Origin of the sequence: Thioclava sp. GXIMD2076 (assembly GCF_037949795.1) — a bacterium.
GTDB lineage: Bacteria > Pseudomonadota > Alphaproteobacteria > Rhodobacterales > Rhodobacteraceae > Thioclava > Thioclava kandeliae.
Genome location: NZ_CP149932.1, coordinates 777,726 through 792,500 on the forward strand (window position 1 = coordinate 777,726; position 14,775 = coordinate 792,500).

11 protein-coding genes, 1 tRNA gene and 2 rRNA genes (1 of these 14 cut by a window edge) are annotated in these 14,775 nt (G+C 61.1%); 8 read left to right on the plus strand and 6 right to left on the minus strand.

Annotation, left to right across the window (positions count from 1 at the left end; all coding sequences use genetic code 11):
* Positions 1-120 precede the first annotated feature (120 nt).
* Complete coding sequence (locus WDB91_RS03840) at positions 121-2,004, plus strand: acyl-CoA synthetase (protein ID WP_339113843.1); 1,884 nt, start codon at positions 121-123, stop codon at positions 2,002-2,004.
* Here WDB91_RS03840 and WDB91_RS03845 read toward each other — a convergent pair whose 3' ends face one another.
* Positions 2,005-2,763 carry a TSUP family transporter gene (locus tag WDB91_RS03845; RefSeq protein WP_339113844.1) on the minus strand — a complete coding sequence of 253 codons (759 nt, stop codon included), beginning with the start codon at positions 2,761-2,763 and terminating at the stop codon, positions 2,005-2,007.
* Between the two features lie 142 nt (positions 2,764-2,905).
* Between WDB91_RS03845 and WDB91_RS03850 the strand changes: the two genes are divergently transcribed.
* The 4 genes from WDB91_RS03850 (at position 2,906) to WDB91_RS03865 (ending at position 7,367) form a co-directional block, all read left to right on the plus strand.
* A complete protein-coding gene (locus WDB91_RS03850; RefSeq protein WP_339113845.1) occupies positions 2,906-3,790 on the plus strand; it encodes a CPBP family intramembrane glutamic endopeptidase in 885 nt (294 codons plus the stop codon).
* 73 nt (positions 3,791-3,863) lie between these two features.
* A complete protein-coding gene (gene accD / locus WDB91_RS03855) occupies positions 3,864-4,832 on the plus strand; it encodes an acetyl-CoA carboxylase, carboxyltransferase subunit beta (RefSeq protein ID WP_339113846.1) in 969 nt (322 codons plus the stop codon).
* A 134-nt stretch (positions 4,833-4,966) separates the two neighbouring features.
* Positions 4,967-6,238, plus strand: a complete 1,272-nt coding sequence (locus WDB91_RS03860; protein WP_339113847.1) for a folylpolyglutamate synthase/dihydrofolate synthase family protein — start codon at positions 4,967-4,969, stop codon at positions 6,236-6,238.
* Positions 6,239-6,329: 91 nt separating this feature from the next.
* Entirely contained in the window at positions 6,330-7,367 is a 1,038-nt protein-coding gene (locus WDB91_RS03865; RefSeq protein ID WP_339113848.1) for an LLM class flavin-dependent oxidoreductase, read from the plus strand.
* Here WDB91_RS03865 and WDB91_RS03870 read toward each other — a convergent pair.
* Complete coding sequence (locus WDB91_RS03870) at positions 7,364-8,293, minus strand: hypothetical protein (RefSeq protein WP_339113849.1); 930 nt, start codon at positions 8,291-8,293, stop codon at positions 7,364-7,366. The two genes, WDB91_RS03865 and WDB91_RS03870, sit on opposite strands and share 4 nt — an antisense overlap.
* A 1-nt stretch (position 8,294) precedes the next feature.
* Positions 8,295-9,392, minus strand: a complete 1,098-nt coding sequence (gene zapE, locus WDB91_RS03875; RefSeq protein WP_339113850.1) for a cell division protein ZapE — start codon at positions 9,390-9,392, stop codon at positions 8,295-8,297.
* Positions 9,393-9,509: 117 nt separating this feature from the next.
* Between zapE and WDB91_RS03880 the strand changes: the two genes are divergently transcribed.
* The 3 genes from WDB91_RS03880 to lpxK are packed head-to-tail and all read left to right on the plus strand — an operon-like array spanning position 9,510 to position 11,941.
* Positions 9,510-9,767, plus strand: coding sequence for a DUF4170 domain-containing protein (locus WDB91_RS03880; RefSeq protein WP_339113851.1), 258 nt, complete (start codon positions 9,510-9,512; stop codon positions 9,765-9,767).
* Between the two features lie 9 nt (positions 9,768-9,776).
* On the plus strand, positions 9,777-10,964 hold the full coding sequence (locus tag WDB91_RS03885) for a glycosyltransferase N-terminal domain-containing protein (RefSeq protein WP_339113852.1): 1,188 nt from the start codon (positions 9,777-9,779) through the stop codon (positions 10,962-10,964).
* Positions 10,964-11,941, plus strand: a complete 978-nt coding sequence (gene lpxK / locus WDB91_RS03890) for a tetraacyldisaccharide 4'-kinase (RefSeq protein WP_339113853.1) — start codon at positions 10,964-10,966, stop codon at positions 11,939-11,941. The genes WDB91_RS03885 and lpxK overlap by 1 nt, the downstream gene beginning before the upstream one ends.
* A gap of 71 nt (positions 11,942-12,012) precedes the next feature.
* On the opposite strand, the gene WDB91_RS03895 is transcribed toward lpxK, so the two are convergent.
* The 3 genes from WDB91_RS03895 to WDB91_RS03905 all read right to left on the minus strand — a co-directional run.
* Positions 12,013-12,089: transfer RNA gene (locus tag WDB91_RS03895), tRNA-Met, on the minus strand.
* Positions 12,090-12,147: 58 nt separating this feature from the next.
* Positions 12,148-12,262 (minus strand): 5S ribosomal RNA (rrf, locus tag WDB91_RS03900).
* A gap of 78 nt (positions 12,263-12,340) precedes the next feature.
* Positions 12,341-14,775, minus strand: a 23S ribosomal RNA gene (locus tag WDB91_RS03905); it runs 396 nt beyond the window's last position.

Sequence of the window (14,775 nt, forward strand, 5' to 3'; positions counted from 1 at the left end):
GATGCGCCTCTCCCGCCGATGCGAGAGATCATGGATTTGCCGCGCCGGATTGTCTACATATGGTGCAACGCCACTCAGGCTCAGGCCCCAGATTCCGCGCGACAAGCAGGACCCCGCGATATGAAACATTTCAGAACGATAGAGGACCGGATCGCGGTCGAGGCCGAAATGCCGTGGCAGGCGCGCCCGACACCTTCCACCATCTACCGCTTCCTGTCGCAGACGGCACAGGCGCATCCCGCCCGTCCGGCGATCTCCTTCCAGCTATTCTCCGGGGCCGATGCACCGGCCGAGACGCTCGATTGGGCCGGCCTGCACGCTCAGGTCACCCGTCTGGCCAATCTGCTACGCGCGCGCGGGCTCGGGCCCGAAGACCGCGTGGCCTATATCCTGCCCAATTGTAACGAGGCGGTGGTCAGCTTTCTGGCAGGCACCGTGGCCGCGACCGTTTTCCCGATCAACCCGCTCCTTGATCCCGCGCATATCGCGAGCCTGCTGCGCGAGACGGGCGCCCGCGCGGTGATCACCCTGCGCGCCTTCCCCAAGACCGATATCGCGCAGAAAGTGGCGCAAGCCCTGAAGGACGCGCCCGAGGTGACCGATATCATCGAGGTCGATCTGACACGCTATCTGCGCGGGCTCAAACGGCTCGTCGTGCCGATGATCCGCTCCAAGGTGCCGCGTCTCGAAGGCCGGACCTATCACGATTTCCACGCGGCCTGCGCGGACCAAGCCACGACGCTGGAGTTCGAGGACCCGTCCGAGGACCGGATCGCTGCGATCTTCCACACGGGCGGCACCACCGGCACACCCAAGATCGCGCGGCATCGGGTCTCGGGGATGGTCTATAACGGCTGGCTGGGCGGGCATATGCTGTTCAACGAGCAGGATGTGCTCCTGTGCCCGCTACCGATGTTCCATGTCTTTGCCGCCTATCCGGTGCTGATGTCGGCCATCGCGAGCGGGGCGCATATCGTTTATCCCACGCCTGCGGGCTATCGTGGCGAAGGCGTTTTCGACAATTTCTGGAAACTGATCGCGCGCTGGAAGGTAACCTTCCTGATCACCGTGCCCACGGCCTCCTCGGCGCTGATGCAGCGCAAGGTGGATGCCGATATCTCCTCGCTCAGAATTGCGATCTCGGGCTCTGCGCCGATGCCGCGCGAGCTGTATCACCGTTTCACCGCCGCCACCGGCGTGGAGATCACCGAGGGCTACGGGCTGACCGAGGCCACCTGCCTCGTGTCGGTCAACCCGCCGGACGGGGTGAAGAAGATCGGCTCGATCGGCATCCCGATGCCTTATACCGATGTCTCCATCCGCCGTCAGGAATTCGGCGACATCATCGAATGCGCGGTGGACGAGATCGGCGAAATCTGTGTGCGCAGTCCGGGTGTCGCGCGCGATACCTGCCCCAATGGCGAGGCCCATCATACCGAGGACGGCTTCCTGCGCACCGGCGATCTGGGCCGCGTCGATGCCGATGGCTATCTGTGGATCACCGGTCGCGCCAAGGATCTGATCATCCGTGGCGGCCATAATATCGACCCCGCCGTGATCGAGGAGCCACTGGCGCGCCATCCGGCCATCGCCAATGCGGGGGCCATCGGCCAGCCCGATGCCTTTGCGGGCGAGTTGCCCTGCGTCTATGTGGAACTCTGCGAGGGCCATCAGGTCCGCGAGGAGGAGTTGCTCGACTATCTGCGCGCAAATGTCCACGAACGTGCCGCGATCCCGAAACATATCGAGATCCTGCCCGAACTGCCCAAGACCGCTGTCGGCAAGATCTACAAACCCGAGCTGCGCCGTCGGGCGATCGGGCGGGTGCTGTCGGGCGCGCTGACCGAGCGCGGATTGGCCGCGAAGGTGACAGAGGTGCGTCAGGACCGCACGCGCGGACTGGTGGCCGTCATCCGTGCGGAGGCGGGATGTGACCGCGAGGCCCTGCGCCAGACGCTAGAGGAATTCGCGCTCCCCTATGATATGGCCTTTGATCGGGGCTGATCAGAGGAGATCCCAGATCAGCTTCAGCGCCAGAATGCTCGAGGTCGCGACCAGCAGCGGACGGATCAGTTTCGCGCCATTCTTCATGGCCATGTGCGAGCCGAGCCGCGCCCCGAAGATCTGTGCCACGCCCATCGACAGGCCCATCACCCACCACGGCGCGCCCATCGCGGCAAAGCCGATCAGACCGCCGACATTGGAGGCGAAATTGAGCAGTTTGGTATGGGCTGTGGCCTTGAGCACACCATAGCCCGCCAGCATGACGAACCCGATCATGAAGAAGCTGCCTGTCCCCGGACCGATCAACCCGTCATAGAAACCGACCAGCGGCACGACAAAGGCGGTGAAGGCTGCGGGGCGGATACGCTCGACACGGTCCTCGTCGCCCAGCCCCGGACGGAAGGCGAAGAAGGCCGCGATCGCGATCAGCACCACCGGCAGCGCATAGCGCAGACCATCGGTCGGAATTTTCGAGACCAGAATAGCGCCCGCGAGCCCCGCGACCCCTGACAGGAGCGCCGCCTTCCACTGTTTGCGCAGGTCCACATGGCCCGAACCCGCATAGGAGAGCGCCGAGGTCGCCGCACCGAACACACCCTGCACCTTGTTGGTGGAGAGAGCCTGAAGCGGCGAGGCCCCCGCCATGATCAGGATCGGCACGGTGATCAGCCCGCCCCCGCCCGCAATGGCATCGACAAACCCCGCAAAGAAGGCCGCCCCCAGAAGCAGCATGGCCAGATCGAGTGACACTTCAAACATGGGACCTCCTGAGGGCAGTAACGAGAACGCGACCATCTGCCCGACCCGCGTAAATGTAAAGAGAAAGCCCCACACCGATCAGCGTGACAACCGCCCGCGCAGCCCTTAGCTTGGGCCACGACCTCAACCGAACGGATAGACCGTGCCGCATTACCCGCTTCTTGACCGCTTCACTGCACCGGCCCGTGCCCATTGTGCCCTGTGGCGGACGCTGATCGGGCTGATCGCGATCGTGGTGATCTATGGGCTGGGTGCCTCGATACTGGTGGGGACGAGCCTCGCCCACACCAGTGGGCTGGCGCGGATGTTCCGGCTGCAGGAGATCGCGAAGGGCTCAAGCCCCTTTGGTGTGGCAGTGTTGCTGGGCAGCTTCCTGCCGCTGGTGGCGGGCGTGATGATCGTCACGCAATATCTGTGCAAACGCACGCCCCGCAGCCTTCTGGGTAAGGGCACGGGGTCGGATTTCCGTCGTGCCTTCTGGCCGCTTCTCGCGCTCACCATCATTCTGGCATGGTTCACCTCGATGGCCCCCGATGTCGGCCATTCCACAGCGCTTTCGGCGGCATTACCCTGGTGGCCGCTTATCATCCCGCTGGTCTTCCTCCAGATCGGCGCCGAGGAAGTGCTATTCCGCGGCTATCTGATGCAGCAACTGGGCGCGTGGTCGGGCAATAATCTGTGGATCACGATGGGCCTGCCCTCGCTGCTGTTCGGGGCGCTTCATTATGACGGGACGACTTTTGGCGCGATGTCCTTCTGGCCGGTGGTCTGGGCGGCGTTCTACGGGCTGCTGGCGGCCGATCTGACAGCGCGCACCGGAAATCTGGGGGCAGCGCTGGCCTTCCATTTCGTCAATAACCTCTCGGCGATCCTGCTGATCAGCTATTACGGCCATCTCGACGGGATCTCGCTGTTCAGTGTGGTCGCAAATCTCCAAGATTTTAACACAATCGCCCCGCTTATGTTGGTCGATGGTGCGTCAATTACGGTTTCTTGGCTTTTGATCCGGCTCAGCCTGCGGGTTTGAACGCTCGTTGATTGCATTTCTGTTCGACCCGTCTTATCTGGACCGCAATAGGAGCCAAAGGGGCCGCAAAGACATGAACTGGATCTCGAACTACGTCCGCCCGAAGATCAACTCGCTTTTCTCGCGTAGGGACACGCCGGAAAATCTCTGGACCAAATGTCCGGAATGCGGGTCGATGCTGTTTCACCGCGAACTGGCTCAGAACCTGAATGTCTGCACGAATTGCAACCACCATATGGCGATCAGCCCGCGCAAGCGGTTCGAGGCACTGTTCGATGGCGGTATCTTCACCGAGGTGAAAGTCCCCGAGCCGATCGTCGATCCGCTGCATTTCAAGGACCAGAAGAAATATCCCGAGCGGATGAAATCTGCCCAGAAGAAGACCGGCGAGAAAGAAGCCATGCTGGTCGTCGAGGGCGAGATCGGCCGCACGCCTATTGTGGCTGCCGGTCAGGATTTCAGCTTCATCGGTGGCTCGATGTCGATGTATGTCGGGAATGCCATCGTGGCCGCCGCCGAGCGCGCGGTGAAACTGGGCCGCCCGCTGGTGCTGTTCTCGGCCGCCGGTGGCGCGCGGATGCAGGAAGGGATCCTGTCGCTGATGCAGATGCCGCGCACGACCGTGGCCGTGGATATGCTGCGCGAGGCGGGCCTGCCCTATATCGTCGTGCTGACCCATCCCACAACCGGCGGTGTGACCGCCTCCTATGCGATGCTGGGCGATGTGCAGATTGCCGAACCCAATGCGCTGATCTGCTTTGCCGGTCCCCGCGTGATCGAGCAGACAATCCGCGAGAAGCTGCCCGAGGGCTTCCAGCGCGCCGAATATCTGCTGGATCACGGCATGCTTGACCGCGTGACGCCGCGCAAGGAACTGCGCGAGGAGCTGATCACCATCATCCGCATGATGATGAACATGCCGCCTGCTGTGGCAGCCGACCTGCCCGCGCCCGAGATCAAGGCCGACATCCCCGAGGCGGCGCCCGCGCCTGCAGCGGCGGCCCCTGCCGAGACACCTGCCAAAGCCGCAGCCAAAAGCTGAGGGTTCGTGCCGTAGCGACGCGGCACAGTTGTGACGATATCGGCGGGTCGCGGCGCCGCGGGCATCGAGCCCCCGCCCCCGCGCAGGGATGCGCCATTGGCGCACCCTGATTGCCTATGCCTTAGGGGGCTTCCATGAGTGACACGTCCGATATCATCCTGCAGCGTCTGATGGGGCTGCATCCCAAGATCATCGACCTGACATTGGACCGGATGGAGCGTCTGCTGACCGCGCTTGGCGAGCCGCAGACCAAGATCCCGCCGGCGATCCATATCGCAGGCACCAATGGCAAGGGCTCCACCCAGGCCATGATCCGCGCGGGGCTCGAGGCCGCGGGCAAATCCGTCCATGCCTATACCTCGCCGCATCTGGCACGTTTCCACGAACGCATCCGTCTGGCCGGAGAGCTGATCTCCGAGGCGGAGCTGTCGGCCATGCTCGATGAATGCGAGGCCAAGAATAACGGCGAGAACATCACTTTCTTCGAGATCACCACCTGCGCGGGGTTTCTGGCCTTCTCGCGCCATCAGGCCGATTACACCTTGCTGGAGGTGGGGCTCGGCGGGCGGCTCGATGCGACCAATGTGATCACGCCCGCGCTGTCGATCATCACGCCGGTGGATCTCGATCACCAGCAGTATCTGGGCGAGACTCTGGCCGAGATTGCGGGCGAGAAGGCGGATATCATCAAGCGCGGGGTGCCGGTGATCGTAGGCCCGCAGCATGACGAGGCGCTGGAGGTGATCGAGGCCCGCGCGGCGCGTCTGGGTGCGCCGGTTCTGGCCTATGGCCAGCACTGGCATGTGCGCGAGGAAGCCGGCAGGCTCGTCTATCAGGACGAGACCGGCCTTCTGGATCTGCCGCTGCCCAATCTGCCCGGACCCCATCAGGTGATGAATGCCGGTGCCGTTCTGGCAGCGCTGCGGTTCCTTGGCTGTGACGAGGCGGCCTGCGAGGCGGCTGTCACCCGTGCCGAATGGCCCGCGCGGATGCAACGCCTGAAGACCGGCCCGCTGGTCGAGGCTACACAGGATGCGGAGCTGTGGCTCGATGGCGGGCACAACCCTGCCGCCGGAGAGATGATCGCTGCGACGCTCGACCGGATGGGCAATCGCCCGACGCACCTGATCTGCGGCATGCTCAACACCAAGGATATTGTGGGCTATCTGCGCCCATTGGCCAAGCGCGCCGAAAGCCTGACCGCCGTGTCGATCCCCAATGAGGCGAACACACTGCCCTCGCAGGCCACCGCAGAGGCCGCGACACGGGCGGGGTTCGGCCATGTGGCCGAGGCAGACAATGTGGCGCAGGCCCTGACAGATATTGTCGCCAAAGACCCGCAGGCCCGCGTGCTGATCTGCGGCTCGCTCTATCTGGCGGGCAATATCCTGCGCGAGAACGGCTGATCTCTCGGGCCGAACAGGGCTTGTGCGCTGGGAGGGGCTAGGGAACCGGCCCCTTTTTGCATAGATTGCGGCCAAGCGAAGGAGCCAACCCATGACCCATCTCGAACTCGGCCTCGACACTTTCGGGGACATCACCACCGACGATACCGGCGCGCGCCTGTCGCCCGCGCAAGTGATCCGCAATACTGTTACCGAGGGCATTCTGGCCGAAGAAACAGGCGCGGATTTCATCGGTCTGGGCGAACATCACCGCCCCGATTTCGCGATCTCGAGCCCCGAGCCGATCATGTCCGCCATTCTGGCGCAGACCTCGCGCATCAGGGTCGGGACCTCGGTCACGGTGCTGAGCTCGGATGACCCGATCCGCCTGTTCCAGCGCTTTGCCACGATGAACGCCTTCGGGCAGGGCCGCGCCGAGGTCACCCTCGGCCGTGGCTCCTTCACCGAGAGCTTCCCGCTCTTCGGCTTCGCGCTCGATGATTACGAGGCGCTGTTCGAGGAGAAGTTCGAGCAGTTCGTGAAGCTGATCCGTGACGAGAAAGTGAGCTTCGAGAGTCGCTTCCGTCCGAACCTGAAGAACGCCACGGTCCATCCGCGCCCCGAGATGCCGATCCGCACATGGCGCGGTGTGGGCGGCTCGCCGGATAGCATCATCTCGGCGGCGGCGCATGACCTGCCGCTGCTGATCGCGATTATCGGCGGCTCGCCCGCGCGGTTTGCACCGCTTGTGGACCTCTATCGCCGCGCGCATGCGCAAATGGGCACCACACCAAAAGAGGTGGGTGTGCATAGCCCGGGCTTTGTGGCCGAAACCGACGAGATCGCTCGCGAGACCTATTTCGAAGGCTATCAGAAGATGCATGCCGCCATCGGCGCCTCGCGCGGCTGGCCGCCGCTGCGGCGCGAGGATTATCTGCGCGAGATCGAGCATGGCTCGCTCTATGTGGGCTCCCCCGAAACTGTTGCCGCCAAGATCGCCTCGACGGTGGCTACGCTCGGGCTGGGCCGGTTCCAGCTGAAATACAGCTCGGGTCCGCAGAAAGCCTCGGCCATCCTGCGCAATGTCGAGCTTTATGGCACGCAGGTGATCCCGCGCGTGCGCGAGATCCTCGCCGACATGCCCGCTTAAGCCAGCCATGCACGGGCGACAGGAACCAGCCGGTCCATGTCGCTCATGCGGTCGGCAAAACGCCGGATCAGGGTCTCGCCTGCAAAGAACGGCACGATATCGTGCCATTCTTCCTGCGGCAGCAGATCGGTTGCGGCCATCGCGGATACCTCATCCTTGGGCAGCCCTGCTTTTGCTGGATGCCCGACCCCGTCGGTCGCCCGCCAAGTGAGGAAGCGCGCCGCGTCCCGCGCCACAGGTTGCAGCGGATAGCGGTCGATATCAAAACCCCAGAGTGTTTCGCCATCGGGAGCAACGTTCAGGTTACGGTCAACGAAATCGCCATGGCTGCGGGCGCGAATTACCGCGCGCCCGTTCAGATCGGGTGCCATGCGCGCCATCTTGTCGAGGATCTGGAAGGACAACTCGCGCGCATCGCCCTGCATATGGCGATGCGGCAGATCCTCGATCTGGCGCAGCCAGAAGGTCGCATAGAAACGCCCCTCGGCACGGGTGGGCTCGGTATAGCGCGCCAGCCAGTGACCTGCCGCCCCCACCAGCCGCAGCCGCGTCTCGGACACGGCATCCGCCAGAATACGGTCCATCCGTAGCCCCGGCGTGCGGGCCATGATAACAATGCCCTGTGTGGCATATGAGGCCACCAGCGGCACGACCCGATACGCGCCGTCCTGCATATGCGCGGCATGCCCCAGCGCCTCGGCCATCAGCGTCGCCCTTGCGGGACCTTTCTCGCCGAAGAACTGCTTGAGCACGAAATATTCGTCGCGACGACGGATGACTACCACGGCCCGTTCGGGCGTCAGGCGCAGCACCTCTTCCACACGGGTACCCGCCCAGCCGGGCAACTGCTCCAGAGCGCGTTTCAGATCACGGGCAACCGCTTCGATCTCTTCGATCTGTGAAATATCGCGCTCTAGGGCCTGCATGTCAGTCTCCGTCGGTTTTCCCCCAATCCTCGGCCTGCATTTCGCGCAAACGGGAGGCGGTGCGTTCAAATTCGAAACTGCCGGTGCCCTCGTTATAGAGGTGCTCCGGCTCGGTTGCCGCAGAAGCGATCAACCGGACCTTTGCCTCGTAGAGTGCATCGATCATGGTTACAAAACGCTTAGCCTCGTTAAAGTTCGATGAATCCAGACGCGGAATCGCGTCAAGAAACAAAACCCGAACATTTTCTGCAATCGCGAGATAGTCCCCTGCGCCCAAATTTGCGGCACAGAGATCCCAGAAAGACGCGCGCGCCACACCATTGTGGTATTGTGGCAACGTGATCTCGCGGCCCTTATAGGCCAGTGACAGCGGTTCGCCGGCACCGCCCGTCAGCTCATCCCAGAGCGCATCCATCTGCGCCTTCGCCTCGCGGTCTGCGGGCGTGAAATAGACCTGGCTCCCGGAGAGACGGTTCTGACGGTAATCATTGACCGAGGTGATCTCGTGCACCTCCAGTCTGTCACGCAAAATCGCGATAAAGGGCAGGAAAAGCTGGCGGTTGAGCCCGTCCTTATAAAGATCTTCCGGCACGCGGTTGGAGGTAGTCACCACAACGACACCGGCCTCGAACAACAGCTCGAACAGGCGCCCCACGATCATCGCATCTGCAATATCAGTGATCTGCATCTCATCGAAACACAGCAGCTTCAGCTCGGATGCGATTCGTTTCGCGACCGGCTGGATGGCATCCTCGACCTTGGCCTTACGGGCCCTCTCGATATCGTTCTGCACTTCCTGCATGAACGCATGGAAATGGACGCGCCGCTTGGGCACCGTTACCGCCTCGCAGAAGAGATCCATCAGCATGGATTTCCCGCGCCCGACCCCGCCCCAAAGATAAAGCCCCTTGATCCGGGCCGGAGCGGCTTTCTTGCCGAATTTCGCAAAAAAACCGGTTTTCTGCGGTGCGGCGGCAGGGGTTTCCAGATCGCGGCGAACGCGTTCCAGAAGCGGCAAAACGGCCCGCTGCGCGTCATCGCCACGCAGAGCGCCCTCGGCCACGCGGGCCTCGTAGATCTGGGTAAGTGTCTGTGTCATGGCAATTAGGTAGCCCCTGCTCACGCATTTGAAAAGCGGCCAAATGCAACCCATAGCTTGAGAAACCCCGCCATGTGGCATAGGGTCGCGACATTCTCACAAGAGAGGTTCATCGAAATGCCCAAATCTCCGACGCAACGTCTGCATCTCGTCTTTGGCGGCGAACTCATCGACCCGCAGAAGACCGTATTCCGCGACGTCAAAGATATCCACATCGTCGGGATCTATCCCAATTATGCGGAAGCCTTCAACGCCTGGAAATCCGAAGCGCAACGCACCGTGGACAACGCCCATATGCGGTATTTCATCGCGCATCTTCACCGTCTGCGCGACGAGGAAATGGAAGCGGCCCCCACCGCTGAACTGGGATTCTGATCGCCTATCATGCCGGTTCCGCTCTGGTTGCACCTGAAATTATCGGGGCTGAACCGGCCCTCTGCCCTGCCGGAACGTCTGCCGCCCATCGCAGACCGCCCGGCAGCGCCGATCTGGATCCGCGTCTCGGAGGCCGCCCCCGAGCATGATATCGAAACTGTCCTGCAGCTTCTGAGCACCCGCCTGCCCGAGCATCCTTTCGTGGTGACGGGTCCGGCCGCACTGGTCGAGCGCCTGGCGCTCCCGCGCGATTGCCACCCGCTGCCTGATCCCGCCGATACCGCCAGCGATATTCACGCAGCGCTTGGAGTGTGGAAGCCAGCGCTCGTGCTGCTTCTGGGGCGTGCCTTGCCGCCCGGATTGATCTCCGGCGCGCAAGCTGCAGGCATTCCGGTGATGCTTGCCGCCTGCACAGGTGCCGAGGATGCGCCCTATGCGGGCCGTCTGTTGCGTCTATTCCATACCATTCTGGCACAGGATCGCCCCGAGACATTGCGTCTGATCGCGCGTGGCGCGCCGCCCAATCGGCTGATCACGAGCGGCCCTCTCACCCTGCCGCCCGCACCTCTGCCCTGCTCGGGGGCGGAACTTGCGGCAATGGGCAGCCTGTTACAGAACCGTCCGACATGGTTCGCGGCCTCGGTTCCCGAAAGCGAGCTGGAGATTGTTCTGACGGCACATCGGCAGGCTTTACGGCAGGCCCACCGTCTGCTGCTGATCCTTGCTCCCGAAGCCAGTGGCGACGCGATCGATCTCGCGCAGCGTCTCACGGAGGAGGGCTGGCATGTGGCGCGACGCTCTCTCGAGGGCGAGCCGGACCAGCATACGCAGATTTTCATCGCCGATGACGCTGAGGATTACGGGCTATGGTACCGCCTTGCGCCGGTGACCTATTTCGGGGGGAGCTTTGCCGCTGCGGGCTGTGCGCGCTCGCCTTACGAGGCGGCGTCTCTCGGTTCGGCTATTCTACACGGGCCGGAGGCGGGGCGCTATCCAGCGCTCTACCAGTCGTTGCAGGCAGTCCAAGGAAGTAAACGGCTCCAGCAGCCCGAGGATCTCCCCGAAGCGGTGACCGAATTTCTTGCGCCCCACCGCTCCGCATTCCTGAGCTATAATGCGTGGGATATCGAAACGGCGGGCGCGGGAGCCTTCGAGGATCTTGTGTCCTCACTATGCCAGTGTCTGAAGTCCCCTTGATGCGTGCTCCGTTATTCTGGGAGTCCAAGCGCTCCCTATTGTCACTTGCTTTGTCCCCGCTTGGTTTGGTTACGGCCTATGCGACTTCTCGTCGCGTTTGTCGTGAGGGGTTGCGTTTGAATATTCCGGTTATCTGCGTTGGTAACATCAATGCGGGCGGGACGGGGAAGACGCCGACGGTTATGGCGGTTGTGCAGCTCCTTCAGGCGCTCGGTCACGCACCGCATATTGTTTCTCGCGGGCATGGTGGGCGGTTGATTGGTCCTGTGCGGGTTGATGCGCGTGTGCATGATGCCTCGGCTGTCGGGGATGAGCCCCTTTTGTTGTCGTCCTTTGCGCCTGTCTGGGTGTCGAAGGACCGTGCGGCGGGCGGTGTTGCGGCCTGTGCTGCGGGGGCGGATGTGATTGTGCTTGATGACGGTCACCAGAACCCTGCGCTTGTGAAGGATCTGAGCATTGTGGTTGTGGATGCGGGTCGAGGTTTTGGGAACGGGCTTTGCCTTCCAGCGGGTCCGTTGCGGGAGCCTGTATCTGCGGGTCTTTCGCGGGCTGATCTTGTTGTTTCGATCGGGGAGGCTGCGGCGCAAGAGCGTTTTGCGTCGCGCTGGGGCGCTTATCTTCCCTGCCCTCATTTTACTGGCCACCTGGCCCCGTTGCCGACGGGTATGGACTGGCGTGGATTGCGGTGTTTGGCGTTTGCGGGGATTGGTTATCCAGAGAAGTTTTTCGATACGCTACGAGGCTTGGGTGCGTCGGTTGTTCGGACGGAGTCACTTGGTGACCACCAGCCTTTCACGGCTGCGCTGTTGTCGCGTCTTTTGCATGATGCGCAGGCGGATGGTTTACAGCTTGTGACGACGGAGAAGGACGCTGCGCGTTTGCCTTCATCCTTGCGTGGTGAGGTGCTGACATTGCCTGTGCGTCTGGAGATTTTGCAGGCGGAGGCTCTTGATGCCCGTCTTCATTCGCTCTTCTGAGCGGATTTTCCGGTCTATTTTTGCTGTGTCAAGAATGCGCGAAGCCGCCTCTGATGAGACGGCTTTTTATTTGGTTGCGGGAGTAGGATTTGAACCTACGACCTTCAGGTTATGAGCCTGACGAGCTACCGGGCTGCTCCATCCCGCGTAAGGATGTGTCTGATTGGGGGGGTATCGTTATAGAGATGATTGACGCTCTTTATTAGGTTTGGCGGTGACCTACTCTCCCACGTCTTGAGACGCAGTACCATTGGCGTGTTGGCCCTTAACGGCCGGGTTCGGAATGGGACCGGGTGTATAGCCAGCGCTATGACCACCAAACCGAATAAAGAGCGTCCAAGTCAAGTTGTGTTCGTATGCATGATTTTGATCTGTAGGAGTGTCTGTCTACTACTGGATCAAATCAAGCCAATCGGGCAATTAGTACTGGTCAACTGAATGCATTACTGCACTTACATCTCCAGCCTATCGACGTGGTGGTCTTCCACGGCCCTCAAGGGATACCTAGTTTTGAAGGGGGCTTCCCGCTTAGATGCTTTCAGCGGTTATCCTGTCCGGACATAGCTACCCAGCACTACCGTTGGCACGATAACTGGTCCACCAGTGGTCCGTTCACCCCGGTCCTCTCGTACTAGGGGCAACTCTTCTCAAGTATCCTACACCCACGGCAGATAGGGACCGAACTGTCTCACGACGTTCTAAACCCAGCTCACGTACCTCTTTAAACGGCGAACAGCCGTACCCTTGGGACCTGCTCCAGCCCCAGGATGAGATGAGCCGACATCGAGGTGCCAAACGGTGCCGTCGATATGGACTCTTGGGCACCATCAGCCTGTTATCCCCAGAGTACCTTTTATCCGTTGAGCGATGGCCCTCCCACTTGGGACCACCGGATCACTATGGCCGACTTTCGTCTCTGCTCGACTTGTCAGTCTCGCAGTCAGGCAGGCTTTTGCCATTGCACTCAACGACCGATTTCCGACCGGTCTGAGCCCACCTTCGCGCGCCTCCGTTACTCTTTGGGAGGCGACCGCCCCAGTCAAACTACCCGCCACACAGGGTCCCGGATCCGGATAACGGACCGCGGTTAGACATCAAGAGTGCGAAGGGTGGTATCTCAAGGATGCCTCCACCGGAACTAGCGTTCCGGCTTCAAAGGCTACCACCTATCCTGCACATCACAATCCTGATGCCAGTGTGAAGCTGTAGTAAAGGTTCATGGGGTCTTTCCGTCTAACCGCGGGTAGTGTGCATCTTGACACACAGTTCAATTTCGCTGAGTCCACGTTTGAGACAGCGGGGAGATCGTTACGCCATTCGTGCAGGTCGGAACTTACCCGACAAGGAATTTCGCTACCTTAGGACCGTTATAGTTACGGCCGCCGTTTACCGGGGCTTCAATTCAGAGCTTGCACCCCTCCTTTTAACCTTCCGGCACCGGGCAGGCGTCAGACTGTATACGTCGCCTTACGGCTTCGCACAGCCCTGTGTTTTAAGTAAACAGTCGCCACCCCCTAGTTTGTGCCCCCCACCTATAGTTGCCTACAGATGGGGCCTCCTTCTCGCGAACTTACGGAGGCATTTTGCCGAGTTCCTTAAACGTGGTTCTCTCAAGCGCCTTGGTATTCTCTACCAGTCCACCTGTGTCGGTTTCGGGTACGGTCTTATAGAGAGGCTATTTCCAGGGACCTGTAGGCTGCCCGACCAATCCGATAAGGTCGAACAACGGTTCAGATCCGTCACCATCTCACGGCCCAGGAATATTAACCTGGTTCCCATCGACTACGCCTTTCGGCCTCGCCTTAGGGGCCGGCTTACCCTGCTCAGATTAGCTTTAAGCAGGAACCCTTGGACTTTCGGCGACAGGGTCTCTCACCCTGTTTGTCGCTACTCATGTCAACATTCTCACTTCTGATCACTCCACCGGATGCCTTACAGCCCGGCTTCACAGTCAGAACATTGCCTCCAATACTCCCGAAGGAGATAAGGAGGCAGCGTTCTATATCACAGAACGCTCCGCTACCACGCACTTCACAGTGCATCCAAAGCTTCGGCTCGTGGCTTGAGCCCCGTTACATCTTCGCCGCAGGACCTCTTAACTAGACCAGTGAGCTGTTACGCTATCTTTAAAGGATGGCTGCTTCTAAGCCAACCTCCTGGTTGTTTTGGAAGTCCCACATGCTTTCCCACTTAGCCACGAATTGGGGGCCTTAGCTGTTGGTCAGGGTTGTTTCCCTCTCCACGACGGACGTTAGCACCCGCCGTGTGTCTGCCGATCAGTTCTTCCCGGTATTCGGAGTTTGCTTAGACTCAGTAAGGCTGTGGGCCCCCATCATCCATGCAGTGCTCTACCCCCGGGAGAATACAATCGACGCGCTACCTAAATAGCTTTCGCGGAGAACCAGCTATCTCCGAGTTTGATTGGCCTTTCACCCCTAGCCACACGTCATCCGGACCCTTTTCAACGGGTGTCGGTTCGGACCTCCAGTTGGTGTTACCCAACCTTCATCCTGCACATGGCTAGATCACTCGGTTTCGGGTCTGATCCCACGAACTCGACGCCCTGTTAAGACTCGCTTTCGCTGCGCCTACACCTATCGGCTTAAGCTTGCTCGTAAGACCAAGTCGTTGACCCATTATACAAAAGGTACGCCGTCAGAGCTCGAGGCTCCTCCGACTGCTTGTAGGCGTCCGGTTTCAGAAACTGTTTCACTCCCCTCGTCGGGGTGCTTTTCACCTTTCCCTCACGGTACTGGTTCGCTATCGGTCAGTAAGGAGTACTTAGCCTTCGAAGGTGGTCCTCCGATCTTCAGACAGGATTTCACGTGTCCCGC